Annotated in this window: 21 protein-coding genes; 8 read left to right on the top strand and 13 right to left on the bottom strand. The window is 71.9% G+C overall.

The genetic code is table 11. The features are described from left to right. The first annotated feature begins 22 nt into the window (after positions 1-22). Positions 23-922 (top strand): NAD(P)H-binding protein, encoded by a 900-nt coding sequence (locus tag AB0B64_RS35870; protein ID WP_357951255.1) that lies wholly within the window; start codon positions 23-25, stop codon positions 920-922. A gap of 6 nt (positions 923-928) precedes the next feature. On the opposite strand, the gene ligD is transcribed toward AB0B64_RS35870, so the two are convergent. Next, positions 929-2,089 (bottom strand): non-homologous end-joining DNA ligase, encoded by a 1,161-nt coding sequence (ligD, locus tag AB0B64_RS35875; RefSeq protein WP_357951253.1) that lies wholly within the window; start codon positions 2,087-2,089, stop codon positions 929-931. 31 nt (positions 2,090-2,120) lie between these two features. After that, positions 2,121-5,369, bottom strand: coding sequence for a BTAD domain-containing putative transcriptional regulator (locus AB0B64_RS35880; protein WP_357951251.1), 3,249 nt, complete (start codon positions 5,367-5,369; stop codon positions 2,121-2,123). A gap of 55 nt (positions 5,370-5,424) precedes the next feature. On the opposite strand from AB0B64_RS35880, the gene AB0B64_RS35885 reads away from it, so the two are divergent. Next, positions 5,425-6,699 carry an FAD-binding protein gene (locus AB0B64_RS35885; protein WP_357951249.1) on the top strand — a complete coding sequence of 425 codons (1,275 nt, stop codon included), beginning with the start codon at positions 5,425-5,427 and terminating at the stop codon, positions 6,697-6,699. Positions 6,700-6,773: 74 nt separating this feature from the next. Here the strand turns inward: AB0B64_RS35885 and AB0B64_RS35890 are convergent, their stop codons facing one another. Beyond that, positions 6,774-7,514, bottom strand: coding sequence for a crotonase/enoyl-CoA hydratase family protein (locus AB0B64_RS35890; RefSeq protein ID WP_357951247.1), 741 nt, complete (start codon positions 7,512-7,514; stop codon positions 6,774-6,776). 297 nt (positions 7,515-7,811) lie between these two features. Between AB0B64_RS35890 and AB0B64_RS35895 the strand changes: the two genes are divergently transcribed. Then, positions 7,812-9,038 (top strand): alpha/beta hydrolase, encoded by a 1,227-nt coding sequence (locus AB0B64_RS35895; protein ID WP_357951245.1) that lies wholly within the window; start codon positions 7,812-7,814, stop codon positions 9,036-9,038. A 42-nt stretch (positions 9,039-9,080) separates the two neighbouring features. Here the strand turns inward: AB0B64_RS35895 and AB0B64_RS35900 are convergent, their stop codons facing one another. Both AB0B64_RS35900 and AB0B64_RS35905 read right to left on the bottom strand, forming a co-directional pair. Next, positions 9,081-9,989 carry a PDR/VanB family oxidoreductase gene (locus AB0B64_RS35900; protein ID WP_358183000.1) on the bottom strand — a complete coding sequence of 303 codons (909 nt, stop codon included), beginning with the start codon at positions 9,987-9,989 and terminating at the stop codon, positions 9,081-9,083. Positions 9,990-10,012: 23 nt separating this feature from the next. After that, complete coding sequence (locus tag AB0B64_RS35905) at positions 10,013-10,663, bottom strand: MSMEG_1061 family FMN-dependent PPOX-type flavoprotein (RefSeq protein ID WP_357951241.1); 651 nt, start codon at positions 10,661-10,663, stop codon at positions 10,013-10,015. Positions 10,664-10,732: 69 nt separating this feature from the next. Here AB0B64_RS35905 and AB0B64_RS35910 point away from each other — a divergent pair, with 69 nt between their 5' ends. Then, positions 10,733-11,350: a TetR/AcrR family transcriptional regulator gene (locus AB0B64_RS35910; protein ID WP_357951239.1), complete on the top strand. Its 618-nt coding sequence runs from the start codon at positions 10,733-10,735 to the stop codon at positions 11,348-11,350. Between the two features lie 19 nt (positions 11,351-11,369). Here AB0B64_RS35910 and AB0B64_RS35915 read toward each other — a convergent pair whose 3' ends face one another. Beyond that, positions 11,370-13,067, bottom strand: coding sequence for an acyl-CoA dehydrogenase family protein (locus AB0B64_RS35915; protein WP_358183005.1), 1,698 nt, complete (start codon positions 13,065-13,067; stop codon positions 11,370-11,372). Positions 13,068-13,097: 30 nt separating this feature from the next. Here AB0B64_RS35915 and AB0B64_RS35920 point away from each other — a divergent pair, with 30 nt between their 5' ends. Further along, positions 13,098-13,814 (top strand): PaaX family transcriptional regulator C-terminal domain-containing protein, encoded by a 717-nt coding sequence (locus AB0B64_RS35920; protein ID WP_358183008.1) that lies wholly within the window; start codon positions 13,098-13,100, stop codon positions 13,812-13,814. Between the two features lie 7 nt (positions 13,815-13,821). On the opposite strand, the gene AB0B64_RS35925 is transcribed toward AB0B64_RS35920, so the two are convergent. The 3 genes from AB0B64_RS35925 to AB0B64_RS35935 all read right to left on the bottom strand — a co-directional run bounded on the left by AB0B64_RS35925 (position 13,822) and on the right by AB0B64_RS35935 (position 17,063). Beyond that, a complete protein-coding gene (locus AB0B64_RS35925; RefSeq protein WP_358183011.1) occupies positions 13,822-14,841 on the bottom strand; it encodes a hypothetical protein in 1,020 nt (339 codons plus the stop codon). Between the two features lie 78 nt (positions 14,842-14,919). Then, a complete protein-coding gene (locus tag AB0B64_RS35930) occupies positions 14,920-16,317 on the bottom strand; it encodes a glutamate--cysteine ligase (RefSeq protein ID WP_357951229.1) in 1,398 nt (465 codons plus the stop codon). Positions 16,318-16,352: 35 nt separating this feature from the next. Continuing rightward, the gene (locus tag AB0B64_RS35935) at positions 16,353-17,063 is read right to left on the bottom strand and encodes an SDR family oxidoreductase (RefSeq protein ID WP_357951227.1); all 711 of its coding nucleotides are present in this window, start codon (positions 17,061-17,063) and stop codon (positions 16,353-16,355) included. Positions 17,064-17,164: 101 nt separating this feature from the next. Here AB0B64_RS35935 and AB0B64_RS35940 point away from each other — a divergent pair, with 101 nt between their 5' ends. From AB0B64_RS35940 to AB0B64_RS35950, 3 genes are all read left to right on the top strand, one after another. After that, on the top strand, positions 17,165-17,995 hold the full coding sequence (locus AB0B64_RS35940; protein ID WP_357951224.1) for a helix-turn-helix transcriptional regulator: 831 nt from the start codon (positions 17,165-17,167) through the stop codon (positions 17,993-17,995). 1 nt (position 17,996) lies between these two features. After that, positions 17,997-19,034, top strand: a complete 1,038-nt coding sequence (locus tag AB0B64_RS35945) for a zinc-dependent alcohol dehydrogenase family protein (protein WP_358183014.1) — start codon at positions 17,997-17,999, stop codon at positions 19,032-19,034. A 95-nt stretch (positions 19,035-19,129) separates the two neighbouring features. Next, on the top strand, positions 19,130-19,735 hold the full coding sequence (locus AB0B64_RS35950; RefSeq protein ID WP_225289753.1) for a response regulator transcription factor: 606 nt from the start codon (positions 19,130-19,132) through the stop codon (positions 19,733-19,735). A 24-nt stretch (positions 19,736-19,759) separates the two neighbouring features. Here the strand turns inward: AB0B64_RS35950 and AB0B64_RS35955 are convergent, their stop codons facing one another. The 4 genes from AB0B64_RS35955 to AB0B64_RS35970 all read right to left on the bottom strand — a co-directional run bounded on the left by AB0B64_RS35955 (position 19,760) and on the right by AB0B64_RS35970 (position 25,352). Next, a complete protein-coding gene (locus tag AB0B64_RS35955; protein ID WP_358183018.1) occupies positions 19,760-21,742 on the bottom strand; it encodes a prolyl oligopeptidase family serine peptidase in 1,983 nt (660 codons plus the stop codon). After that, complete coding sequence (locus AB0B64_RS35960) at positions 21,739-23,451, bottom strand: ABC transporter ATP-binding protein (RefSeq protein WP_357951216.1); 1,713 nt, start codon at positions 23,449-23,451, stop codon at positions 21,739-21,741. Before AB0B64_RS35960 ends, AB0B64_RS35955 begins: the two co-directional genes overlap by 4 nt. After that, positions 23,448-25,145: an ABC transporter ATP-binding protein gene (locus AB0B64_RS35965; RefSeq protein WP_358183021.1), complete on the bottom strand. Its 1,698-nt coding sequence runs from the start codon at positions 25,143-25,145 to the stop codon at positions 23,448-23,450. Before AB0B64_RS35965 ends, AB0B64_RS35960 begins: the two co-directional genes overlap by 4 nt. 75 nt (positions 25,146-25,220) lie before the next feature. Then, positions 25,221-25,352 (bottom strand): SapB/AmfS family lanthipeptide, encoded by a 132-nt coding sequence (locus tag AB0B64_RS35970; RefSeq protein ID WP_225289749.1) that lies wholly within the window; start codon positions 25,350-25,352, stop codon positions 25,221-25,223.

Here is a 25,352-nt window from a genome sequence, read left to right on the forward strand (position 1 = left end):
AGGCTGCGGGTAGGGGCGGGGAATGCACATTCTGGTCACGGGGGCAACCGGCACGCTGGGCAAGGCCGTGGTGCCCACACTCCTCAGGACGGGTCACACGGTGCGAGCGTTGAGCCGCCAGGCGCACTCGGGCCGGGACGTCGAATGGGTATGGGGTGACCTGACTGGGGGCAAAGGCGTCTACAGCGCCGTGCGGGACGTCGACGCGATCATCCATCTCGCCACCTTCGCCCGCAAGGGGCACCGGGCCGGCTCTGTCGACGTCGCGGGCACCGCGGTGCTGCTCGACGCGGCCAGGGAGGCCGGGGTGCCTCACCTGGTGTTCACCTCGATCGTCGGCGCCGACCAGGCCGCGACCGGGTATCTCGAGGACAAGCTCGAAGCCGAGCGGCTGATCAGGGAGAGCGGGATCGGCTGGACGATCCTCCGCTCCACCACCTTCCACCAGCACCTCGACCAGCTGCTCCGGGAGCTGACCGCCTCCTACCCCGCGATCCCGGTGGACCGCACGCTCCCCTGGCAGCCGGTGGACCGCTCCGAGGTCGCCGGGTATCTGACCGATTTGGTCGCCGCCGGTCCCGAGCGGGGCGTGATCGAATATGGCGGGCCCGAGGTGATCGGCATGGACGCGGTGGTCAGACTCTGGCTGCAGGCCAAGAGGCTGCGCCGTCTGCTACTGCCGGTGCGCTATCCAGGCGGCAGGTGGGCCGCCCAGCGGGCCGGCTGGCACACCACGGACGCCACGCCACTGGGGCGGATCACCTGGCACGACCACCTCTTCCCCGCACCGCCCGAGCCGTCGGACGACTTCGCCGTCGAGCACACCGCCTCGCCGACCAGCCCGGCCACCCAGCCGGACCTCGACCCGAACGCGCACGTCTACGGCGGAGACGACGGCTACGAGCGCCCGACCCGCGCCTGACCCGCCTTAAATGGTCCAGGGGTCGTAGTCGACCTCCAGCGGCTCCTGGGCGGGTCGCTGGGCCTCAGGGACGTGCTGGAGGTTGACCCGGATGCGGTACCACACGCTGCTGCGCCCACGCATGCCATCGACGAGCACATCGGCGGGCTGGAGGTGGCCGGCCACCTCGGTGTGCCTGGCCTTCCACCGCTCGAACCCCGCCAGCGCCTCGTCCTTGTGCTGCGCCCTGGCGATCTCGACGACGGGAAGATCCTCGCGCTCGGGGGCGGGCCCCTGCGACTCGGCCAGCTCCAGCAACGACTCCAGGCCGCCCGCGTGCAGGTCCATGTCCGCCCACGGGTCGCCCAGCTCGGCGAACCTCTTGGGGACCGTGTCGATCGTGTGGTCGCCCGGCCGGCAGCCCGGCACCTCGTCCCAGGTCAGCGGCGTGGAGACGCGGGCGTCGGCGACCGGTCTGACCGAGTAGGCGGAGGCGACCGTACGGTCATAGGCGTTCTGGTTGTAGTCGACGAACACGCCGTGCCGCTGCTCCTTCCACCACCGGCTGGTGGCCACCTCGGGGGCGCGCCGCTCGACCTCCCGGGCCACCGCCTCGGCCGCCCGGCGCACCTCGGCGAAGGTCCAGCGCGGCTCGATGCGGGCGTACACATGAAAACCTCGTGATCCCGACGTCTTCGGCCAGGCGGTCAGTCCGTGGTCGGCCAGCACCTCGCGGGAGACCTGCGCCGTGCGCAGCACGTCGCCCCAGCGCACGCCCGGCACCGGATCGAGGTCGATGCGCAGCTCGTCGGGGTGGGCCAGGTCGGCGGCCAGCACCGGGTGCGGGTTGAGGTCGACGCACCCCAGGTTGACCGCCCACACGATGTGGGCCGTCTCCGTCGCGACGACCTCCTCGGCGCTGCGCCCGGAGCGGTAGCGGAGCTCGGCCACCTGGATCCAGTCGGGCCGCTTGGCGGGCGCGCGCTTCTGGAAGAACGCCTCCTCCTCGATGCCGTGCACGAACCGCTTGAGCACCATCGGCCGCCCGCGGACGCCGCGCAGCGCGCCCTCACCGACCGCCTGGTAGTAGCGGATCAGGTCGAGCTTGGTGTGCCCGCTGGCGGGGAACACCACCTTGTCGGGATTGGTGACGCGGACTTCACGCCCTGCGACCTCGATGTCAGGCATGAGGGTCACGATACGTGGCGCCCCCGACAGATCAGGCTCGGCTCCTCGCCTCCCAAAAGGCGAGTCCGAGCCGCCGGTACGTGGCGATCGCCACCCGCCGGTGCTCGTCCGCCTCCCCGGTACGGCCCAGCCGTAGGGCCAGCGCCGCGAGGACGTCGCGGACCGAGCCCCAGGCACCGCTGCCCATGCCCATGACGATGAACTGGTCGGCTACCGGCAGCAGCCGCTCGTACAGCTCCTCCGGGTCAGGTGTGCCGAGCCGGGCGGCGATGAGGCCCCAGATCGGGAACAGGAAACCCCCCGACCAGTCGTCCCGCAGCTCCGTGCCCCACCGCGCGATCAGCGCCCTGGCCAGTTCCTCCTTGCCCACGTCGAGGGCGGCCAGGATGGCGAGCGGCCGCATCGGGGTCATCTGCGGGAGGTCGCTCGCGGCGATGAGGTCGTCGATGATCTCGGCCACCCGGCCCTGGCCGCGTCTGCACGTGTAGAGCGTGGCCAGTCGGCGGGCCTCCGCGCCCCACGGGCTGGCACCGTACTTGAGGTCCGGGAAGTCGGCCACCAGCGCCTCCGCCTCGGCCCAGCGGCCGTGCAGAGTGTGTCCGCCCGTCTGCGCGACCCGGACCATGGCTTCCAGCTCGGGGCGGCGTACCTCCTCCAGGACCCGCTCGCAGCGGGCGAGCTCGCGCTCCCACTCGGCCAGGTCCCCCGCGCGGAGCAGGCAGGACATCCGCAGGCCGCCGGCCACCAACCGGGCCTCCCTGGTCAGCCCTGGAATGGCCAGCATCTCGTCGGCGGCGCGCAGCCGGGCGGGATTGTTCCCCATGACGAACCCGGCGATCAGGTAGTTGTTCAGCGTCCTGGCCAGCAGTGCCGGGTCGCCCAGCGCGCGGGCCAGCTCCACGGCGTCCGCGGCGAGTAGTTCGCCCTCGGCGCGGCGGGGGCCGTAGTGGAGCTCGACTCCGAGCGTGCCCAGCAGCGTGGCCCTGGCGTGGTCGTCGAGCGGGCCCGCCAGCAGGTCCTCCAGGACGGACACCATCTGCTCATCCACCACGCCGTACGGCCGCCAGTTCCACACCGACAGCCCGCCGAACGCCGATACCGCCGTCACCAGCGCGTCGCGGTCGCCGAGCCGCTTGGCCGCCGCGATCGCCTCCGTCAGGTCGTGCATGGCGCCGTCGGCGTCGCCCACGGTACGTCGGGCCTGGCCGAGCTCGGTCAGCAGGTGGCAGCGATCGGCCGAGTCGCCGGGCGGCAAGTGCGCGACCGCCAGTTCCCAGAACGTGACCGACTCGGTATAGCCGTGACGGGCCACCGCTTCCCGAGCCGCGGCGACGGCATAGGCCACCGCCCGCTCGGCGCCGCCCAGCTTCGCGGCCGCGGCGAAGTGGCCGGCGAGCTGGGCGGGGTCGGCGCCGGGCAGGGTCTCCAGGTACGTACCGGCCCTCAGGTGCAGCCGGGCTCTGGCCAGCCGGGTGAGGCCCGCGTCCAGCGCCTGGCGTACCAGGGCGTGCGAGAAGCGGTAGTCGGCGGGCCGCGCGTCCTCGGTCAGCAGGCCGACGGCGAGGGCGGGCTCGGCGAGGGTCATGACCTCCTCGACCGGCCGCTCGGTGAGCGCGGCCAGCAGGTCGACGGTCACCTCGCGGCCGGCCACCGCGGCGGCTCTGAGCAGGTCCTGCGTGGCGGCGGGCAGCCGGGCGAGCCGCCGGTCGATGACGTCGCGGGCACCGGCCGGGACCAGGTCCCGCTCGCTCTCCGGCAGCAGGAGCAGCTCGGTCAGGTAGAACGGGTTGCCGCCCGAGCGGTCGAGCATCGCCACCGGATCCGCGTCCACGTGGCGCAGGCGCAGGTAGTCGAGCACCTCGCCGGCGTCGAACGGGGCCAGCGGCACCCGGTGGCTCTCCCGCGCCAGCGCGCCCAGCGTCTCGCGCAGCTGCTCGGGGTGGTCGCCAGGCTCGGGCCTGAGCGTGACCAGGACGAGTGTGGAGGTACGGGCGAGCTCACCGGCGACGTGGCCGAGCAGCCGCAGCGACGAGACGTCGGCCCAGTGCACGTCCTCCAGCACCAGCAGGAGCGGGCCGCCGCGCAGCCGCGACACCACGCCGTCGTACAGGTCGAACAGCTCGGCCTGCGGTTGCGCGGGGATCAGCCCGGTCTGGGTCCAGGGCCAGAAGGGCGGGGCCGTCTCGCCGTCCAGGCAGCGTCCCCAGGCCGTCTGGAAGCCGCGCGCGGCGGCCACCTCGGCGGCGGCGCGCGCCAGGCTCGTCTTGCCGATGCCCGCCTCGCCGGTCACCAGCAGCAGGCCGCCCCTCCCCCGGCGGGCCTCGGCCAGCAGCTCCTCGACCAGGTGCAACTGTCCGTCCCGCGCGATCAGCCGCTGACCGGCCGTGCCTCGGCCGCTGACCGAGTCGTCCGCCGACGCACCGCTTCGAGCGGCAGTGTGCGTAGTGAAGGCGGTCTGGGCGGTGAAGGCGGTCGGCGTGGTGAAGGCGGTCGGGGCGGTGAGGCCGGGTGCGGTGAGGGTCATCAGGTCGGGCGACTGGTCGAACACCGCCTGTTCCAGCCGCTTCAGCTCCGGCCCCGGCTCGATGCCCAGCTCGCCGTCCAGCAGCGACCGGACCCGGCGCAGCGCCCCGAGCGCGTCCGCCTGCCGGCCCGCCCGGTAGAGCGCCAGCACCAGCAGCGCCCAGGCCCGCTCCCGGTAGGGATGGGCCTCGACCAGCGCCTCCAGATCCGGCAGCCCGGCCTCGCCGAGTGCCAGCCGCGCCTCGAACCGGTCCTCGGCCGCCCCCAGCCGCAGCTCCTCCAGCCGGTGTACGGCCCGCCGCGCGAACTCCAGGTCGGCGAACTCCCCCAGCAGCTCACCCCGCCACAGCCCGAGCCCCCGGTCGAGCACCTCCAGCGCCTCGGCGTACCTGCCGCCTCGCAGCACCCGCCGCCCGTCCTCGGCCAGCGCGGTGAAGCGGCCCGCGTCGACCTGTCCCGGCGCGATGTCGAGCAGGTAGCCGGGCTCGCGGGTGAGCAGCAGGCGGGGCGGCGTACGCGGCTTCCTGTCAGGTTCCAGCACGCGGCGCAGGTGGGAGACGTACGCCTGGAGGGTCGCCGTCGCCTTGGCCGGCGCCTCCCCGGCCCACAGCTCCTCGATCAGCCGGTCGAGCGGCACCACCCGCCCTGGTGAGAGGGCCAGCACGGCGAGCACGGCCCGCTGCTTACGCGTGCCGAGATCGAGCCGAACACCATCGGCGGAGTCGACCTCAAGCCGGCCGAACAGACGGACATCCACAAACCCCAAGTCAACCCCAAATCCCCCTCAAATGGTAAAACGCACACTTGGTCCCATGAATGACATCAAAGTGAACGGCAACCTTCTGCTCCCCGGCGACGCGGGCTTCGACGCGGCCCGCAAGCCCTGGAACCTGGCGGTGGACCAGCCGGTGCGCGCGGTGGTCGAGGCGGCCGACGCCGACGACGTGGCCGCCGTGGTGAGCTACGCGAGGCTCAACGGCCTGGCGGTCACCGCCCAGCCGAGCGGCCACGGCGCCTCCGGCGACACCGACGGGACGATCCTGCTCAAGACCACGCGTCTGGGCGGCGTGCGCGTCGAGGACGGCGTCGCGCGGGTCGGCGCGGGCGTGAAGTGGGGCGAGGTGCTGGCGGCCGCGGGCCCGCTCGGCCTCACGGGCCTGGCGGGCAGCTCGCCGGTGGTGAGCGTGACCGGCTACACGCTCGGGGGTGGTTTGAGCTGGTTCGGGCGCAAGTACGGCTTCGCGGCCGACAGCGTGCGGGCCTTCGAGGCGGTCGACGCCGCCGGGGACCGCGTCAGGGTGACGGCGGAGTCGGATCCGGAGCTGTTCTGGGGGTTGCGGGGCGGCGGCGGCGACTTCGCCTTGGTCACCTCTCTGGAGTTCGGCCTGAACCCGGCCCCTGAGCTGTTCGGCGGGCGGATGATGTGGCCGGTCGAGCGGGCTCGGGAGGTGTTCGACGCCTTCGCCGAGACCACCGCCGACGCGCCGGAGGAGCTGACGCTCTGGTTCGACCTGCTGAAGTTCCCCGGCGCTCCGGTGGGGTACGTCGCCGTCGACGTCACCTTCCTCGGCGAGCACCCCGGCGCCCTGTTGCGCCGCTTCGACCGGATCGGCGGGCTGATCAGCGACACCCGGCGGCCGACGCCGGTGGCCGAGCTGGGGTCGATCTGCGCCGAGCCCACGGACCCCAGCCCGGGGTCGGGCCGGTTCGAGCTGCTCACGGGACTGGAGGGCGTGGCGGACGTGCTGCTCGGCGCGCCGATCGACCCGCTGATCAGCGTGCAGGTCCGGCACCTGGGCGGGGCGCTGGCCCGGCCCGCCGAGGGTGGCGGCGCCGTGGGGCACCTGGCCGAGCCGTACTCCGTGTACATGTTCGGCCGGCCGTCGCCGGACACGGCCGAGCGCATCACCGACCTGACGAAGGCGCTCGTGCCGCACACGAGCGGACGTAAGACGTACACCATGCTGACTCAGGGCGAACGCGCCGCATCCGCCTTTCCCGCGAGCACGCTGGCCAGGCTGCGCGACCTCAAGCGGGCCCGCGACCCGCACGGCGTGATCCGCGCGAACTTCCCCGTGCTGGGGTAGTGACCGCGGGGATGGGATGTCGCGGCCTTCGGTCCGGTCGAGTCGGCCGGACCGCCGGGCGACAACCGGGGTCGCTAGAAGGTGCCGTGGCGGCCCGCGCCCGCCGCGAAGCGGGCGGCGCCGCCGACCGCGTCGGGCAGGGACACCAGCCCGTGGCGCAGCTCGTTCCGCATCGCCTCCCGCTCGGGCAGCCCGTCCTGCTCCAGCGCCGACAGCCGGTCGCCGCGCAGGCAGGTCTGCGGGAAGCCGGCGATCTCGCGGGCCAGCTCCTCCGCCTGGCGCCTGGCCGTGCCGGTGGGGACGACGCGGTTGGCCAGGCCCATCTCGTACGCCTCGCGGGCGCCGACCGGACGGCCGGTGAGGATCAGGTCCATGGCCCGGGAGGCGCCGATGAGCCGCGGGAGCCGTACGGTGCCGCCGTCGATGAGCGGCACGCCGAAGCGGCGGCAGAACACCCCGAAGACCGCGTCCTCCTCGGCCACCCGCAGGTCGCACCAGAGCGCCAGCTCCAGCCCGCCCGCGACGGCGTGCCCGGCGACAGCGGCGATGACCGGCTTGGACAGGCGCATCCTGGTGGGCCCCATCGGCCCGTCGCCGTCCTCGCCGACGTGATTGTCGAGCGTCTTCAGATCGGCGCCCGCGCAGAACGTGCCGCCCTCGCCCCAGAGCACGGCCACCGCGGCGTCCGACTCCTCGAACGCCCTGAACGCGTCGACCAACGCGTCGGCGGTCTTGCGGTCGACCGCGTTGCGGACCTCCGGCCTGCTCAGTATTACGGTTGTGACCTGGCCTTCTCGCTCCATGCGTACGGTCATGGCTGCCTCCGTGATGGGTGGTCGCCGGAACGTGAGCGTACGGCGGCACCGGAGGTCACGCCAGCGCCGGATACGGCCACCCGTATCTGGATTTTATTCCCCTAAGCGGTCGAGGGGGTCGGGGCGGCCCGAGCACATCGTCGGTGACCAGGGCGCGGGCCGTGCCGCCCGGCCATCTGCGCGGGCAGACGAGCGACCGGTACGTCGCCACATGAGGGAAGCGCCGAGAACGGGCTGAGGAGCCAGATTCGCTCCTTTATGCACCGCGAATATATCCTCAGGGTATAGTCCGTCCACATGATCGACTCCCCGAACCGCGCCACGCCGGACGACGGCCATGGCGAGCTGCGCGAACCCCGGCGTCGTGGCCGGCTGGCCATCATCACCGGGCTCGTCACCGTCCTGGCCGCCACCGGACTCGTCCAGGCCCTGCCAGCCGCGGCGTCCCAGACGGTCACACCATTCCTGCCCGCGCCGACCGGCTCCCGGCCGGTCGGCACCACATCCCTGTACATGAAGGACACCTCGCGCCCCGACCCCTGGGTTCCCACCGTCAAGTACCGCGAACTCATGGTCTCGCTGTGGTATCCGGCCAAATCGCCAGGCCGCGAGCGAGCGCAGTACATGACGGCGAAGGAGTCCGAGCTGCTGCTCAAGGACGGAAAGATCACCACCATCCCGTCCGACACGCTGAGCAAGACGCGCACCAACGCCTTCACCGACGCCCGTCCCGCCGGGCGCAGGCACAGCCTGCCCCTCGTGGTGCTCTCTCCCGGGCACAGCAAGCCCCGCAGCGAGCTCACGGGCCTCGCCGAGGAACTGGCGAGCCGGGGGTATGTGGTGGCGGCCATCGACCACACCTACGAGAACGTCGCCACGACCTTCCCGGACGGACGGGTCACCACCTGTGTCACGTGCGAGATCGCCAAGGGGCAGGGCTGGTGGGCGAAGCTGGAGAAGAGCCGGGCCGCGGACGTGTCTTTCGTGCTCGACCAGCTGACCGGCAAGCACCCGAAGTGGAAAGGCGCCGGCCTGATCGATACGTCGAAGATCGCCATGGCCGGTCAATCGGCCGGCGGCGCGAGCGCCGTCACGGCCCTGCTGGAGGATTCCCGGCTGCGCGCCGGCATCGACATGGACGGAACCGTGGAGAGCACGGTCCCCGCATCCGGGCTGTCCCGACCGTTCCTCTTCCTGGGCAAACCCGCGACCTACACGCCGGGCAAGAGTGAGGCCGCCTCGTGGGAGCACGTCTGGGCGGGACTGACCGGCTGGAAGCGCTGGCTGCTGATGTCCGGAGCCGTACACCTGTCCTTCACCGACCTGGGCGTGCTGGTCGACCAAGCCGGCATCGATGTCGGCGCCGACATACGCGGCGCCCGCGCCATGAGCATCACCCGCAAGTACGTCACGGCCTTCTTCGACCAGCACCTGCGCGGCAAGCCTCAGCCCCTGTTGAACAAGTCCTCGGCGAGCTACCCCGAGATCACGTTCTGCAGCCCGCCGGAGAAGACCTGCGCTTGACGCGCTCGCCGAGTAGCCCAGAGACGGACGTAGCGCGGCCTCTCACAGATCGATGACGAGGCGGGGCGACAGCGAGCGGGACACGCAGGCGTACATGCGACCGGGCGCGGCGCCGATGTCGTCGCGATGCTCCGGCTCGCCCTCCAGGACGGTGAGCTCGCAACTGCCGCAGACGCCTTCCCGGCAGCCTGCGGGCACGGGGAGGCCGGCGTGGGTCAGGGCGGCCAGCAGCGACTCGTCCTCGGGTACCCGTACGGTCCGTTCCGATCGTGCGCACGCCACGTCGAACGCGGTGTTGGCCGCGAACGTCCTGGGCGTCGGGCGGAAGCGCTCGGTGTGCAGCCGCTCGGCCGGAAAGACGGCCTCGGAGGCGGTGAGCAGCGAGGCCGGCCCGCAGCAGTACACGACGGTCTCGGGTCCGAGGCCGGCACCGAGCGCGGCGAGGTCGGGGCGCCTGTCGCGCTCGGTGGCGACGATCGTCACCCGCTCGCCGTACGCGTCGCGCAGGTCGCCGGCGAAGGGCATGGTGGCGTACGTGCGTCCGGTGTAGACCATCGTGCCGGACGCGCCCTCGTCGACGGCCGCCCGCAGCATCGGCAGGATGGCGGTGATGCCGATCCCGCCCGCCAGGAAGAGGTAGTCGGGAGCCGGGACGAGCGGGAAGTTGTTGCGCGGCAGGGACACCTCCAGCGTGCGGCCCGGCCGGAGATAACGATGGATGTAGTCGGAGCCGCCTCGGCTGAGCCGTTCGTGGCGCACCGCGATGCGGTAGCGCCCGCGGTCCGCCGGGTCGCCGCACAGGGAGTATTGCCTGGTCAGCCAGTTCGGCAGGGCGAGGTCGATGTGCGCGCCCGGCTCCCATGGAGCCAGCGGACCGGTCGCGCCGCGCAGGGTGAGGGCGACGACGTCCTCGGCGACCCGGTCGATGCGGTCGAGAAGGGTGAGCTGCATAAGATGATCACTTCGGGTCTCGGTCAATAGAGTTTCCGGTAGTCCTCTTCGAGGCTCGCTTCGATGAGCCGCGGGTCGATGTCGAGCCCGAACTGCGCCGCCGCCACCTCACCGAGCGTCGGGAGCTCGTCCGCGAGTGCCTGACTGGCGGGATCCCACAGACGGGAGCGGATGAGCGCGCGGCCGCAGTGGAAGTAGGCCTCCTCGACGTCGACGACGAGGGCCAGTTCGGGCTCACTGGCCTCGATCTGCATCCGGGCGAGCACGTCGGGCTCGTCGGTGGCATAAGCGCGGCCGTTGACGCGCAGACTCTCCCGCGAGCCGGGAATGAGGAACAGCAGCCCGATCCCGTCGTTCTCGGCGAGGTTGCGGAAGGAGTCGGCGATCTTGTTGCCGGACCGGTCGGGGATCGCGAGCGTGTGTTCGTCGAGGACCTTCACGAAGCCCGGATAGTCGCCGCGAGGCGAGCAGTCGGCCCGGCCCGAGGCGTCCGCGGTGGCCATCGCCAGGAAGGGCGAGTGCGCGATGAAGAGGCGGATGTGCTCGTCGATGCGATCTTGGATCTTGTTCGCGACCATCGCGTCGGGTTCGCCGAGCCGGGCACGGACCTCTTCCATGGACACCTCGCGGGGCCGCCGCCAGGGCTCGGCGAGTGGCGCATTTTGCCTGCTCATGGCACTATTATGAGCAATTATTCAGTTCTTGCGCTACTCGCTTTCGCACTCTTCGGCAGGAGGTCCGCGGTGTCGGAGAAGCAATGGCTTCACCCGCGCAAACAGCCACGGCAGGCCCGCGCCGAGCTGACCCGCCAGCGCATACTCAAGGCGGCTGCTCACGTTTTCGCCGAGTACGGCTACGCCGCCGGCACCACCAACCGGATCGCCGAGCGGGCCCGCGTGTCGATCGGATCGCTGTATCAGTACTATCCGAACAAGGACGCCATCCTCCTGGAGCTGATGGCCGGCCATTTCGACAGCGGCGCGGCCGAGGTCGCCCGCCGCCAGGCCGAGGAGCTGCCCGACACCATCGAAGGCGTCATGCGCGTCTTCGTACAGGCCGCCATCGCGAACCACCTGGACGACCCGCAACTGCTGCGCATCATGGTGGAGCAGGCGCCGCGCTCCCAGGACCTGATGAAGAAGGTCTACCAGTTCAAGGACGCGCGGGTCGCCTATGCCCGCGAGCTGCTGCGCCGCTATCCCGAGGTGCGGGTCTCCGACGTCGACACCGCCGCCCGGATCATCAACGCCTCGATCGAACTGGTCGTCCACCAGGTCATCGCGGAGCACGAGCCCATCGACCTGAAGCGCCTGGAGGACGAGCTCGTCGCGATGTTCACCCGCTACCTGACGTCGGCGTGATCAGCGCCTTCCGGCCGCGTCAGAGTGTGAGAGCGCCCGCGAGAAGATCGTCAAAACGGTCCAGACCCTCTGCCGGGCGGTCGATCCCCCGCAACGGACCATGATCCGCGAGGTGCGCGTCGGCGTAGAGCCGGGCCACCAATGCCTTGCGGTCGGTGCCCAGCTCCCGGGCCTCCCAGGCCGCCTGCTCCAGCAGCAGCGCCGCCGCGTAGACGTCCGCCATGTACGTGGCCAGCGCGAACAGCTGCGCCTCCGCCCCGACGGGGTCCAGGGAGGACCAGGCGGTGATCGCCTTTCGGAGGTCCTCGACGCGGCCGCGAACGAGAGACACGGTCTCCGGGTCGACGGACGAAGCCGGGTCGACGGCGGAGACGAGCCGGTCGAGGAAGGGCTCGTGGGCGTTCTCGCGCAGCATCGCCCGCCGCACGTCGAGGCACAGGATGTTGTCGCCGCCCTCCCAGATCGGGTTGACCTGGGCGTCGCGCAGCAGCCTGGCCACCGGCCACTGCTCGATGTAGCCGTTGCCGCCGTGCACCTCGATCGCGTCGCTGGCCGCCGTGACGCCGAGCCGGGCCGTCCGCAGCTTGATCAGGGCGGGGGCGATGCGCAGGCGCGGTCCGACGAGGCCGTCGAAGACGAGCGCCTGGGCCGCCTCGACCTCGACGATCAGCTCGGCCAGCTTGCGGCGCATCAACGGCTGTTCGATGAGCGGCCGGCCGAACGCCTCGCGAGAGCGCGCGTAGCAGAGCGACTCGACCAGAGCGCGTCTGGCCACGCCGACACCCATCATCGCCACGCCGAGCCGGGAGGCGTTGGTGAGCTTCATCATCGTGCCGAGCCCCGAGCCGGAGCCGCTTCCGGCCAGCAGGAACGCCTCCGCGTCGGCGAGCTCCACCTCGGCCGAGGCGACGGAGCGGGTGCCGAGCTTGTCCTTCAGCCGCCTGATCCGCACCCCGTTGCGCGAACCGTCACGGCGCTCCCACAGCACCAGGAACGGCGCCACGTCACCCTCGGGAAGCCGGGCGAGCACGACGAAGGCGGAGCCGTTGGCGTTCGAGGCGAACCACTTGAGCCCGGACAGCAGCCAGGAGTCGCCGTCGGGCACCGCCGTGGCCTCCAGGGCGGCCAGGTCGGAGCCGCCGGTCCGCTCCGTGAACATCTGAGCGGCCTCGCCGGAGTAGAAGCCGTTGGCGAAGATCGCCCGCACCCGGTCCCGTACGTCCTCGGGCGCGTGCCGCTCGGCCAGGGAGACCACCATGTCCCCGCCCGTGCCGAGCGCGCAGCCCATCCCGATGTCGGCCTGGTCGAGCAGGTACGTCCAGGCGGCGGCGAGCGCGGCGGGATTCGCGCCGTTCGCCCGGGCCTCCTCGGCGAACGCCGGTGCGGTGAAGTTGTTGGCCATGAGGGCGTTCCTGGCCGTGTGGAAGGAGGGCGGCATCACGACCTCACTGACGTCCCGGCCCCACTTGTCGTACTTCTCCAGCCGCGGCGGGTGCCGATCGGTCTCCTCCGCGCACTCGGCCACCGTGCCGCCCATCAGCGCGCCCAGCTTCTCCAGGTAGGGCGTGGCCCAGGCGAAGCCGTCGCCCAGGTGGCGCCGCATGAGCAGTTGCAGCGTCGGATCGCAGCTCCACCAGTTACGTCCCGTCGCGCCCTGATAGCGCTCGGTGGCGTATCGGTCGCTGCTGTCGAATGATTCGATGAGATAGCGCCCCATACCCCGGACATTACATATACTCGACACGCGATGGAAGAGCGTAACAATCTCAGTGCGAGGTCGGCTGTGCTGAGCGCGCTGCTCGGCAGCCATCCGCCCCGGCTGGCCGCCCGCCACCTGGTGCGCATCGGCGCGCTGTTCGGCATCGCCGAGGGGACCGTGCGGGTGGCGCTGTCACGCATGGTGGCGGCGGGCGACCTGGTCCAGTCCAGCGGCCGCTACACGCTGTCCGACCGCCTCATCGAGCGTCAGGGCAGGCAGGACGAGAGCCGCGACCCGCACACCAGGCCGTGGGACGGCACCTGGGAGATCGCGGTAGTGACGGCCGAGCGCCGCGCCCCCGCCGACCGGGCCGCCTTCCGGCACACGATGACCGCGCTACGCCTGGCCGAGCTCCGTGAGGGCACCTGGCTGCGCCCGGCCAACCTGCTGCGGCGGTGGCCCGAGAGCGTCACCGCCCAGTGCACGCTGATCGACGGCCGCCCGCGCGACGACCCCACGCCGCTGCTGTGGGACCTCGACGGCTGGGCGGGCGAGGCGCGCCGGCTGGAGAGCGCGCTCGACCGGGCCGAGGGCCTGACCGAGGGGTTCCTGGTGTCGGCGGCGGTGGTACGCCACCTGCTGGCCGACCCGCTGCTGCCGGAGGAGCTGCTGCCCGGCGACTGGCCGGGCCCCCGGCTGCGCGCCCGCTACGACGACTTCGACCGCCACTACCGCGAGCTGCTGTACCGGCACCTCGGCGATTGACAGCACCTCACAGATTGACCGCGAAGATCACCCGCTTGTTCCTGAACTCGGTGACACTCCACAGCCTGCCGCCCTGCACGGTCAGGTCCTCCGGCCCGATGGGATAGGGGCGGGTGACGAGCTTGCCCTCGGTGCTGACGTGCAGCTTGCCGTTGGTGTTGCCGTCGGCCGCCTGGCTCATGTACCACTTGCCGCCGCTGGAGAGCGCGCCCTGGATCTTCGGCAGACCCATGACGTAGGCGTCCCTGGGCACGCCGCCGCTGAGCTCCAGGTCCCAGCGGGCGACGCGGCCGTTGGCGTCGTTCTCGTGGTATTCGCCGCAGATGAGGGTATGCGGGGTGGTGCTGCGGTCGATGGAGGCGAACGAGAAGAGGGCGCCGGTCGTGGCGAGGCGCCAGGAGTCGCTCTGCGGGATGACGTAGCGGTAGCCGAAGGCGTTGTACTTGCCGCCCTGACGGCCGATCCGCGTCGGATCGCCCAGGTCGTTCTGGGCGGTGCGCAGGTCGAGCAGGTGGTTGAGGTCGAAGACGCGCAGTCCCTTGGTCGTGTCGGCCACGTAGAGCAGGTCGCCGTGCCAGGCCACGCCCCCCGCGTGGATGTTGATCGCCGCGTACGACCCGTCGGGCTTGGCCTCGACGAGGAGCGCGTGCTGGTACTTCAGCGTCTGCGGGCTGAGGAAGGTCACCCTGATGCCGCGTTCGACGACGGGCGGCGACGGCTTGAAGTACCAGCTGGCCACGAACACCGGGACCCCGGCGGAGCCGGAGTCCTCGCCGCAGGTCAGGCCCTGCGGATACCAGTCGGTCGTGTCCTCGTCCTTGGCGTCGAAGGCGTACCAGTCGACCGGTTTGGGGTTCATCGAGCCCAGCGCCCCCGTCGCCCCCTTGCGCTCGCCGGTCCGGTTGGCGTGGGCCAGCACCGCCTCCACGGAGACGGCGCCGATGCCGCCGGCCAGCTTGGCCGCCCCCTCGGCCAAGGTGCCCGTAGCCCTGCGTAAGGTGAAGGGCGTCTTGTCGATCGGAACCATCCCCGGTGCAGCCATACTTCCCTCGCTTTTCCGTCGATGTCTCGTGTATTCGACGGATCAGCGGCCGCGAAAGTTCGGCTAACTCCAGGTATGTACGGGTTGACCGGAAAGGGCGAGCTCGTGATAGCGCCGCACCAGCCGCTCCGCGTCGCCACCGAACTCGGCCAGCGTTTCGCGCTGCCACGCCGCTCCGGTACGGCGCAGCCGGGTCCGCTGCCTGATGACGTCCAGCGCGCCGTCGGCGTCCGACGGCGTGACCCCGGCCGCGAGCAGCCCCTCCCTGGCCTCGGGCAGCAGCTCGAGCACCAGGTCGGCGGCCGCGAACTCACCGTCCCGGCCGGGCCAGGACAGCTTGGCGTCGAGCCCGTGCATGGCGGCCCGGTAGAAGTTCTGGTACGCCTCGGCGAACGCGTACTTCGTGAGGTCCCGCTCAGCCTGCGACATCGTCAGTCCGATGAGGAACGCGGTGTTGGCCGCCATGTCCGCGCACGACGGCCCCGCGGGCAGGGCGCGCATCTCGATCCGCAGGTGGCCGCCGTCTGACGGGTCGTAGACGGGCCGGTTCCAGTGCCAGATCGTGCCCTGGTGCAGCCGCAGCTCGGGCACGTCCAGCGGGTCGGGGTTATCCGTCATGTCGGGCAGGACCGGGTCGTAGTCCCGTACGTACCGCTCGAACAACTCGTAAGCCCCCTCGCGCACCCAATCAGACCCGAACGTGACCCGGCCGTCCTTCCGATAGCGCCGTTCCAGGTCCCGGTCGTCGGCCGCCTCCTCCATCAACGCGATCCTGGTCTCCTCCCGCAGCTGCCTGCCCAGGAAGAACGGCGAGTTGCCGCAGGCCGCCAGCACCGGCCCGGTGGCCAGCTGCGCCGCGTTGAACAGCCGGGCGAACCGGTCCGGCGGCGTGCGGATGTGCACCTGCCACGAGGTGTTGGCGCTCTCCAGGATGACGTCCTCGACCGCCAGCTCCAGGTCGTCGATCTTGACCAGGAACGGCTCCAGCCGCAGCCGCCGCAGCCCCCGGCTCATCGCCCGGTAGCGGTTCTGGTCGCTGATCGCCTCCTTGGTGAAGTCGTCGGCGCTCAAGGTGGGCAGGATGCCGATGGGCACCGCGCCGCCACCCTCGACCGCCCGGTCCACGCTCGTCAGGGTCTCCTGCACCTCCGCGCCCAGCTGCTCGAACGGCCGCCCCTCCAGCGGCACCGGAGTCAGGTTGACCTCCAGGTTGAAACGGCCGAGCTCCAGGACCACGCGGGAGTCGCCGAGCGCGTCGCGCACCTCGGCGTTGCGCGGCAGCGGGCGGCCCGCCTCGTCGATGAGGAACAACTCCAGCTCCGCGCCGATGGTCGTCGGCCCCGCGCCGAAGCCCGGCCTGTCGAGCAGCTCGCGCAGCACGCCGAGCTGCTCATGGAGACGCTCTCCGAAGCGGGTGTACTCCGCTTCGGAAAACCGCTCTTTGTCCAAATCTTGTCCCATGCCTCCTTACTGTCCGGACATCTCCCTTCCACACCTCACCAAGTCAGCGGGCCGTCCTCATCCAGGAAGGCACCGGTCGGGCCGTCGGCGTCGAGGGTGGCCATCCGTACGGCGATCGTCGCGCCCTGCTCCGGCGTGCGCGGACCGGTGTGCCCGTTGAGGTCGGTGGCGCAGTAACCCGGGGTGACGGCGTTCACCTTGATCGAGGTGTCCCATAGCTCCTTGGCGTAAGAGACGGTGATCATGTTGAGCGCGCTCTTGGAGGAGTTGTAGGCCATGAGGTTGCGCTCCCAGAGGCGGCTGTCCGGGTCCATCACCATGGACAGGGAGCCGAGCTCGCTCGACATGTTCACGATCCTGGCCGCCTCGGCCTGGCGCAGCAGGGGCAGCATCGCGTTGGTCACGGTGACCACGCCGAACACGTTGGTCTCGTACACCTGCCTGAGCTCGTCAGCGCTGATGGCACTGGGGCGCGGGTCCTCCGTCCAGACCATGACCCCAGCATTGTTCACCAGGATGTCGAGCTTGCCGTACTCCTGCTCGATCCACTTGGCGGCGGCCTGCACGCTGTCGGCGTCGGTCACGTCGAGCCGCACGTACGGCTGGCCGATCCGCTCGGCGGCGGCCCGGCCGCGCTCCTCGTCGCGCGCCCCCACGATGGCGGTGACGCCGCGCTCGCCGAGCAGCCGCGCGATCTCGAAGCCGATTCCCTTGTTGGCACCTGTGATGAGGGCTGTTGTCGTCATGGTTCAACGCTCTCGTGGATCGGGCCGCAGCGTGAGAGACCTCCTTAGGCTGGGATCGGCGGTACCACCCAAGAGGCCACGATCTGCCCGAAGATAGAGGGATGGACCGCACCAAACTCGCCGAGTTCCTCCGCAGCAGGCGCGCCCGCGTCACGCCCCGCGACGTGGCGCTGCCCGAGGCCGGGCGCCGTCGTACGCCGGGCCTGCGCAGGCAGGAGGTCGCGCAGCTCGCGGGGATGTCGATCGACTACTACATCCGGCTGGAGCAGGGACGCGGGCCCCATCCGTCACGCCAGGTGCTCAACGCGCTGGCCAGGGCGCTCATGCTCAACCAGGACGAGCGCGGCCACCTGTTCAACCTGGCCGGCCAGGCGCTGGAGACACCGCGCATCAGGGCCGACGTGCCCGAGGCCATCCTGCACCTCATCTCCTTCCTGGAGGAGGTGCCCGCCTATGTGGTCGACGCCAAGTACGACATCCTCGCCTGGAACCCGCTCGCCGGCGTGGTCATGGGCGATCTCGACGCACGCTCGCCCGACGATCTCAACGTCATCCGCTGGGTGTTCCGCTCCTCCGACATCGGCGGGTACTTCGAGGACGAGGAGAGGAGCCGCTTCGCCCGCGGCTCCGTGGCCGACCTCCGCGTCGCGGCGGGTCGTTACCCGGATGACCAGGGCCTCCAGGCGCTGGTCGCGGAGCTGCTCGCGTTGAGTCCCGAGTTCGCCGAGATCTGGGCCAGGCACGAGGTGGCGGTCCGCCGGCACAACACCAAGCGCCTCGACCTCCCGGACCTCGGCGTCATCGACGTGACCTGCCAGGTCCTGGCCGTGCCGGACCGCGAGGACCTGCGCCTCGTCATCTACACGGCCGAACCAGGCTCACCCTCGCACCAAGCCTTGCGCAAGCTGCGGCAGTTGACCCTAAGCTCATGAGATGCGAGCCGTTGCGTTTGACCTGTTCGGTGGGGAGCTCGACCTGCGCGAGCTGCCCGACCCCTCGCCCGCGCCGCACGGGGCGGTGATCAGGGTCGAGGCGACGGGCCTGTGCCGCAGCGACTGGCACGGCTGGCAGGGCCACGACCCCGACATCCGCGTCCTGCCCCACGTGCCGGGGCACGAGCTCGCGGGCGTCGTGGAGGCGGTCGGCTCCGAGGTGCGCGGCTGGCTGCCCGGCGCCAGGATCACCGTCCCGTTCGTGTGCGCCTGCGGATCCTGTACGGCCTGCGCCGCCGGCCAGCAGCAGGTGTGCGAGCGGCAGACCCAGCCCGGCTTCACCCACTGGGGCTCCTACGCCGAATACGTGGCGATCGACCACGCCGACGTGAACCTGATCCCGGTCCCCGAGGAGATGGCCTACGTGACGGCCGCCGGGCTCGGCTGCCGCTTCGCCACCGCCTTCCGCGCCATCACGCAGGTGGGGGCCGTGCGGCCGGGCGAGTGGGTGGCCGTGCACGGCTGCGGCGGGGTCGGCCTGTCCGCCATCATGATCGCCACCGCGGCCGGGGCGCGCGTGGTGGCCGTCGACATCAACACCGACGCCCTCCAACTCGCCGAGCAGGCCGGCGCCACGCACTTCGTCGACGGCTCGGCCGGTGACGCGGGCGCCCAGGTCAGGGAGCTGACCAGGGGCGGGGCGCATCTGTCGATCGACGCGCTGGGCAGCCCCCAGACCTGCGCGGCCTCCGTCGAGAGCCTGCGCCGCCGCGGCCGGCACGTACAGGTCGGCCTTCTGCCCGGCGCGGCCACCCCGGTGCCGATGGACCGGGTGATCGGGCATGAGCTGCGGCTGCTCGGCAGCCACGGCATGGCCGCGCACGACTACGCGCCGATGATGGAGATGATCAGGGCCGGGATCCTGCACCCCGACCAGCTCGTCACCCGGACCATCGGGCTCGCCGACGCGGGCAAGGCCCTTTCCTCGATCGGCAGCGTGCCCGGCGTGACGATGATCACCCCGCGCTTCCCCCTGTAGCGGCCGCTTGGTATGCCGCTGACCGCTTTGCAGGGGATGCCGGATACGTCAGACTTGTAGGCTCACAGGCTTGCTGGCTGACCGTGAGGACAACAGTGATCCGAACCTTGCTCGCTGAAGACATGCATCTGGTGCGAGGAGCGATCGTGGCATTGCTGGCCTATGAGGAGGATATCGAGATCGTCGCGGAGGTCGACCGGGGTGATCGCATCCTCCACGTCGCCCAGACGGTCCGGCCCGACGTCGCCGTGCTCGACGTCGCGCTGCCCGGCAAGGACGGGCTGGAGGCCGCCGGTGAGCTGCACGACAAGCTGCCGGAGTGCGGCGTGCTCATCCTCACCGGCGTCGGCACTCCCGGGCTGCTGAAGCGGGCCCTGGACGTGCACGTGCGGGGGTTCATGGCCAAGGACGCGCCGCCCGGCCGGCTCGGCGACGCCATCCGGAGAGTGGCCGCCGGGGAGCGGGTCATCGACTCCGAGCTGGCGATCGCCGCGATGAGCCCGCCGGAGGCGCCGCTGACGGAGCGGGAGCTGGACGTGATCGGGGCCGCGGCCGAAGGGGCCACGGTGTCGGAGATCGCCGCGTCGTTGTTCCTCGCGGAAGGAACGGTCCGAAATTACCTCCACCGGAGTACGGCGAAGCTGGGGGCGCGCAGCCGGATCGACGCCATCCGCATCGCCCGCGAGTCCGGCTGGATCTGACCCCGCCCGCTGGAGACCGGCGACTTAGGGCATCGGTTCCAGGCCGGTGTGGGCGGCGGCGAAGGCGAGCACGTCGGCGGCCAGGGCGATCGATCTGCTGACCGCCCTGGCCCCGTGGCCGACGTCGCGCTCGTGGCGCAGCAGGATCGGCCGTTCTCCCGCCGTCGCCCATTGCAGGGCCGCGCACATCTTGCGGGCGTGCATCGGATCCACCCGCGAGTCGGCGCCGGAGACCGTGAACAGCGTCGCCGGGTAGTCGATCCCCTGGTGTACGTGGTGGTAGGGCGAATAGCCGAGCAGCCAGCCCAGCTGCTCGGGAAGGTCCGCGGAGCCGTACTCACCGGTCCAGGCCGCCCCGAGCCCCGACCGCTCGTACCGCACCATGTCCAGCAGCCCCGCGGAACACACGACGGCGGCGAACAGCTCCGGCCGCCGCGTCATCGCGGCCCCCACGAGCAGGCCGCCGTTCGACTCGCCCCAGACGGCCAGCTGACCGGGGGTCGTCCACCCGTCGGCGATCAGCTTCTCGGCGGCGGCGGTGAAGTCCTGGAAGACGTTCTGCTTGCGGTCCAGCATGCCGTCGCGGTGCCACGCCTCGCCTTCCTCCCCGCCGCCGCGCAGGTTGGCCACGGCCAGTACGCCGCCTGCCTCGACCCAGGCCAGGGAGTCGGCCGCGTACCCGGGGGTGAGCGACATCCCGAACCCGCCATAACCGGTCAGGATGGTCGGACGGGGGCCGCCGGGGTGCGGGCCCGCCACGACCACCATGCGGACCCGGGTCCCGTCGGCGGAGACGTACTCGAGCTGGTGACTCTCCACCCGCGAGCCCGTCACCGCCGCGCCGCTCGCGGCCGGTGACCAGCGGGTCGTCGTTCCCTCGCGGGCGTCGTGGCGCCAGACCTCCGCCGGGGTGACCGCGTCCGTGTAGACGAACCACGCCTCGTGGCCGCCACCGGGACGCGCGGTCAGCGAGGCGATGGAGCCGCTGCCGGGCAGCGGGACGGTGCCGGTGCGCTCACCCGTTGCGGCGTCGTGGACCGCGAGCTCGCCGACCGCGTGGCGGGTCCTGGCGATCAGCAGCCGGCCGCCGTCGAGCAGCGTGAACGTCCCGAGAACGGCCGCGGGGTCCTCGGGCACGAGCTCCTCCCACGCGGCGGGGGTGGCCGGGTCGGCGACGCAGAGCCGGCGGCGGGGCGCGTCCTGGTCAGTGAGGATGTACAGGCGGCCGTCCGGGCCCATCGCCGCCGCGGCGCGCGCCGCCACCCCCTCCTGGATCACCTTCAGATCAAGGTGCTCGGGCGGGCTGGCGGACAGGTCGGCGAGGTAGAGGTCGTTCCGGGCGGGGGTGCCCGCCGAGATCACCAGCCAGCGCCCGTCCGCGCTGATCTGCAGGCCGTACGAGAGCGCGCCCCGCGTGAAGACCTGGACGTCGCCGCCGTTTCGCCGGTGCAGGTGTACGCCCTGGTGGAAGCGGACGTAGAAGAACTCCCTGCCGCCGGGCAGCCAGGCGACCGGTGAGTAGCGGCAGCCGCCGATCGGGCCGTCGACGATCTCGCCGGTGGCGACGTCCATGACGTACAGGTCCGCCCGCTCGTCCCCGCTCCTCGACAGCTGGTACGCCAGCAGGCGCCCCTCCCAGTCGGGCTGCCAGTCGTCCAGCGTGGTGAGACCGGTGGCGTCGAGCTCCATGGGGTCGAGGACGGCCCGGTCGTCGCAGTACAGCACCGGGTGCTCCTGGCCCGCGGACTGGGACAGGTGGAAGCGCCGGTCGCCACGCCATACCGGCGGGGTGGTCATCCCGGTGACGCTGAGCTCGGTCAGGCGCTTCTGGAAGTGCTCGCGGAGAGGCAGGCCGGCGGCGTGGTGCCGCCAGAGCCGGTCCTGCTCTGCCTGCCAGCCTTGGGTGGCCGGATGGGCGGCGTCCTCCAGCCGGCGGTAGGGGTCGGTGACGAGGTGGCCGTGCAGCTCCTCGACGAGGGACAGACGCTCTGCGTCCGGATATTTCATGACACGGGCTCCGGTTGCCAGTGGCCGGCCAGGTCGGCGTAGGTGGGTGAGAGGCGCACCAGCTCGTCATGCGTGCCGACCACGGCCTGGCCAGCGTCCATGAGCAGGATGCGGCGGGCGCGCGTGGCCGAGGTGAGGCGGTGGGCGACGACGATCAGCGTGCCACCCCGCTCCGCGAACGCGGCCTCCACCCGCGCCTCGGCGGCGGGGTCGAGATGGCAGGTGGCCTCGTCCAGGATGACCAGGCGGGCCGGGGCCAGGTAGGCGCGTACGAGGGCGATCAGCTGACGCTGCCCGGCGGACAGGGAGCCGGGGTCGAGCTCCGGCTCCATGTCCGCCAGCAGGCTGGTGGCGCCGAGCGCGGTGACGGCGGCCTCGACCTGGTGGGGTGGCGCGTCGCTCAGGTACGTGAGGTTCTCGTGCAGCGAGCCGCGGAAGACGTACGCCTCCTGAGGGATCAGCACCCGTGTGGCGGGGGGCACGTCGGCGGCGGGCACTCCGCCGATCCGGACGTCACCTGCGTCCGGCTGGAGAAGACCGCTGACCAGGGCCGCCAGAGTGGACTTACCGGCGCCGCTCGGGCCGACGACCGCCAGGTGGTCGCCCTCGGGGATGTCGAGATCAAGACCGTCGATCACCGCCTCGGAGTGCGGCCCGTACGCGAACGTGACCCCGCTCAACCGCACACCGCCCGCGTGTGTCCGCCTCGATCCGGCCGTGGGGATCGATCCCAGGACTACAGGCGGGATCGGCGCTGGGGCCGGGGCTGGGAGGCCGGAGGTGGCGATGCGGCGGAGGGTGGCCACGAGGCTGACGCCGCTGACGCCGAGGCCGTGGACGAGGCCGTTCAGGGCGGGGGCCAGCGACTGGGTGACGTAGGCCAGGGCGCCCACGACGACCCCCGCGCCCACGCCGCCGCTGAGCAGCCAGGGCGTACCGGTCAGGAGGAGCACCACGGGCAGCCAGGCGCCGACGGCGAGCGCGATCGTGCGCGCGGCGGTCACGCGGGCCAGCGCGCGCGCCGCCGACGCCTGCGCCTCGACCCGGTCGGCCAGCGCCGCGCCCACGCGGTCCTCCGCCCCGCAGGCCACGATGTCGCGCAGCCCCCCGGCCATGCCGGTCATCGACTCGGCGAGCAGTTCGTCGGCCATCAGGAACGCCCGCTGCCGCCGCGCCAGAGCCGGCAGCGACACCAGGAACAGCCCCAGCCCGGCGACGAACGGCGGCAGCACCAGCACCGCCGCCTGCGGAGCCAGCGTGAGCAGCCCCAGCACCACGCTCACCACGGTGAACGCGAACCCGCGCACAGTGGTGACCACCGCCGCGAAGGCGTCCCTGGCCAGCTCCACCTGGAGACCGGCCCGGGTGACGGCGGCGGTGTCCGGACGGGCGGTCACCGATTGGGCGGCCCGGCGCATGGCTCCGCCGACCACGTGAGTGAGCAGGTCGTCCCGGAACGGCTCCGCGACCGCCGCCACGGCGAGAATGATCTGGCGGGCGGCGACGGCGGCGACCAGCCACGCACAGCCGAGCGCCGCCAGCCAGACCAGCCCAAGGGCGGGGCGGCCCGCCGCGAAGCCGTCCTCGATGGCGCGCGCGACGGCGTGCCCGATGAGGAACGCGGGCGCCGCCTCCAGCACCGACCACAGACAGAGACGTAGCAGCGCGTACGGCCGCCGCCGCAAGGCCTGCCAGAGCAACTGCTTCATGAGACGTCTCCCGATTCCCGGGGCCCCTGGAAGACGGCCCGGTAGTGCGGGTTCGCCCACAGTTCGTGGTGCGGCGCGTGGCCGAGCACCCTGCCGTCCTCCAGCCAGACGACCCGGTCGGCGCGGGAGGCCGTGGTGAGCCGATGGGCCACGATGAGCCGGGTCCGTCCTCGGGGGTCGGCGGTGAGGGCGTTGCCGACCTGGCGTTCGGTGACGGTGTCGAGGCTGGAGGTGGCGTCGTCGAGCACCAGGAGGCGCTCTCCTTGCGCGAACGCCCTGGCCAGGCCGATCCGCTGCCGTTCGCCGCCGGAGAGCGGGGTGTCGGCCATGGGGGTCGCGTACCCGCCGGGCAGGCGGCGGATGAACCCGTCGGCGCACGCCGCCGTCGCCGCCGCGGGTACGACCCCTTGGTCGTCCGCACCGAGCCCGATGGCCGCGCCGACGGTGTCGCCGACCAGGACCGGCCGTTCGAAGGCGTACCCGATGGCCCGTCTCAGCTCGGCGCGGTCCAGCTCCGGCAGCGGTACGCCGTCGAGCAGCACCGTTCCCCCGGCGGGGTCCGCCAGCCGCGCCGCGAGGGCGGCGAGCAGCGACTTGCCGGATCCCGAACGCCCCACCACGGCTGTGACCGACCCACCGGCGATCATCAGCTCGTCCACGGCCAGACCGGGCATCGTGACCCCCCGAAACTCCACGCCGCCGAGCCCGTCAGGTGGTCTCGAGGTGCCGTACCGGGTGGTGGGCAAGCCGAGGACCTCGGCGACGCGTTCGGCCGCCGCGCGTGCCCTGGCCAGGCCGCCGATGTAGCCGAGCGCGGTGCTCAGTGCCGCGCCCAGGACGGCGTACCTCGCCGCCGCGTACAGTTCGCCGATCGTGAGCTCGCCGGCGGCCAGCCGGAGTCCGCCCACGGCGAGTACGGCCACCTCCACCAGCGGCACGACGAGGCCCGCCTGGACACCGGCCGAGGCGTTCGCCCGCCACAGCGCCATGCCGTGGGCCCGCAGCCGGTCCATGGGCGCCAGGACCCGGCGCGTCTCGCGGTCGGCGGTCCCGGCGGCGGCGATCGTCCGGGCGCCGCCGAGCGCGTCCACCAGCCGGGCGGCGATCTCGCCCTGTACCTCCTGGTAGCCGCCCGCGATCGTGGTCGTGGCCCGGAGAAAGGCCCGCAGGACGAGCAGGATGAGCGCGATCCCGGCGACCAGCGTCGCGGTCAGCACGGGATCGATGAGCGTGAGCGCCACCAGCGCGCCGAGCGTGGGGACGAGCAGCGCCAGCGCGCCGGTCACGGATTCGGGCGCCCGACCGGCCTCCTCGGCGTTCAGGCCGGCGCGGGTGACCAGCTCGCCTTCTGGGAAACGGCGGATCGCGGCGGGGCCGACGCCCAGCACGTGACGCAGCACCGACAGGCGCAGCCGGGCCGCCGCGTACGCGCTGCTCGCGCCGCGTGCCCAGACCCCGGCGCTCTCGCAGAGCATGATCCCGGCCACGATCACCGCGCAGGCCGCCAGCCAGGACGCGGTATCGGGCCGGGCGGAGACGAAGCCGTCGACGGTACGGCCGACCGCGTAGGGCAGTGCCAGCTCGGCGGCCGCGCCCCCGATCGCCGTGACCGCGAGGACGGCGGGCCATGGGCCGCTTCGCCGTACCGCGTCCATCACCAGCCGGTCTCCGGCCCGCACGACCGTCTCCTTCATCTGGCCCAACAGAGGAAATGCCAGTGACCAATCCCCGCGCCGCCGTAAGCGACGCGGGGATCGGCGCTAATGTGATCAGTGACAAAGTGCGACACTGAGGTTGCTCGGGTGGCCTGAGTGACACGTCAGAGCGGTCAGAGTGCTGCCGCCACTGGCGACATCGCTGCCGGCCGGGGTCTCGAGACCCTGCAGGTCGAGAAGTACCAT

Source organism: Nonomuraea sp. NPDC049129 (genome assembly GCF_040648495.1).
Lineage (GTDB): Bacteria > Actinomycetota > Actinomycetes > Streptosporangiales > Streptosporangiaceae > Nonomuraea.

Bases quoted from the DNA above. Each gene is read 5' to 3' on its own strand.
- AB0B64_RS35915 (WP_358183005.1), bottom strand. From the start codon at position 13,067: ATGGGGCGCTATCTCATCGAATCATTCGACAGCAGCGACCGATACGCC.
- AB0B64_RS35870 (WP_357951255.1), top strand. From the start codon at position 23: ATGCACATTCTGGTCACGGGGGCAACCGGCACGCTGGGCAAGGCCGTG.
- AB0B64_RS35930 (WP_357951229.1), bottom strand. From the start codon at position 16,317: ATGGGACAAGATTTGGACAAAGAGCGGTTTTCCGAAGCGGAGTACACC.
- AB0B64_RS35960 (WP_357951216.1), bottom strand. From the start codon at position 23,451: ATGAAGCAGTTGCTCTGGCAGGCCTTGCGGCGGCGGCCGTACGCGCTG.
- AB0B64_RS35970 (WP_225289749.1), bottom strand. From the start codon at position 25,352: ATGGTACTTCTCGACCTGCAGGGTCTCGAGACCCCGGCCGGCAGCGAT.
- AB0B64_RS35925 (WP_358183011.1), bottom strand. From the start codon at position 14,841: ATGGTTCCGATCGACAAGACGCCCTTCACCTTACGCAGGGCTACGGGC.
- AB0B64_RS35885 (WP_357951249.1), top strand. From the start codon at position 5,425: ATGAATGACATCAAAGTGAACGGCAACCTTCTGCTCCCCGGCGACGCG.
- AB0B64_RS35905 (WP_357951241.1), bottom strand. From the start codon at position 10,663: ATGAGCAGGCAAAATGCGCCACTCGCCGAGCCCTGGCGGCGGCCCCGC.
- AB0B64_RS35940 (WP_357951224.1), top strand. From the start codon at position 17,165: ATGGACCGCACCAAACTCGCCGAGTTCCTCCGCAGCAGGCGCGCCCGC.
- AB0B64_RS35955 (WP_358183018.1), bottom strand. From the start codon at position 21,742: ATGAAATATCCGGACGCAGAGCGTCTGTCCCTCGTCGAGGAGCTGCAC.
- ligD (WP_357951253.1), bottom strand. From the start codon at position 2,089: ATGCCTGACATCGAGGTCGCAGGGCGTGAAGTCCGCGTCACCAATCCC.
- AB0B64_RS35945 (WP_358183014.1), top strand. From the start codon at position 17,997: ATGCGAGCCGTTGCGTTTGACCTGTTCGGTGGGGAGCTCGACCTGCGC.
- AB0B64_RS35920 (WP_358183008.1), top strand. From the start codon at position 13,098: ATGGAAGAGCGTAACAATCTCAGTGCGAGGTCGGCTGTGCTGAGCGCG.
- AB0B64_RS35900 (WP_358183000.1), bottom strand. From the start codon at position 9,989: ATGCAGCTCACCCTTCTCGACCGCATCGACCGGGTCGCCGAGGACGTC.
- AB0B64_RS35965 (WP_358183021.1), bottom strand. From the start codon at position 25,145: ATGAAGGAGACGGTCGTGCGGGCCGGAGACCGGCTGGTGATGGACGCG.
- AB0B64_RS35890 (WP_357951247.1), bottom strand. From the start codon at position 7,514: ATGACCGTACGCATGGAGCGAGAAGGCCAGGTCACAACCGTAATACTG.
- AB0B64_RS35895 (WP_357951245.1), top strand. From the start codon at position 7,812: ATGATCGACTCCCCGAACCGCGCCACGCCGGACGACGGCCATGGCGAG.
- AB0B64_RS35935 (WP_357951227.1), bottom strand. From the start codon at position 17,063: ATGACGACAACAGCCCTCATCACAGGTGCCAACAAGGGAATCGGCTTC.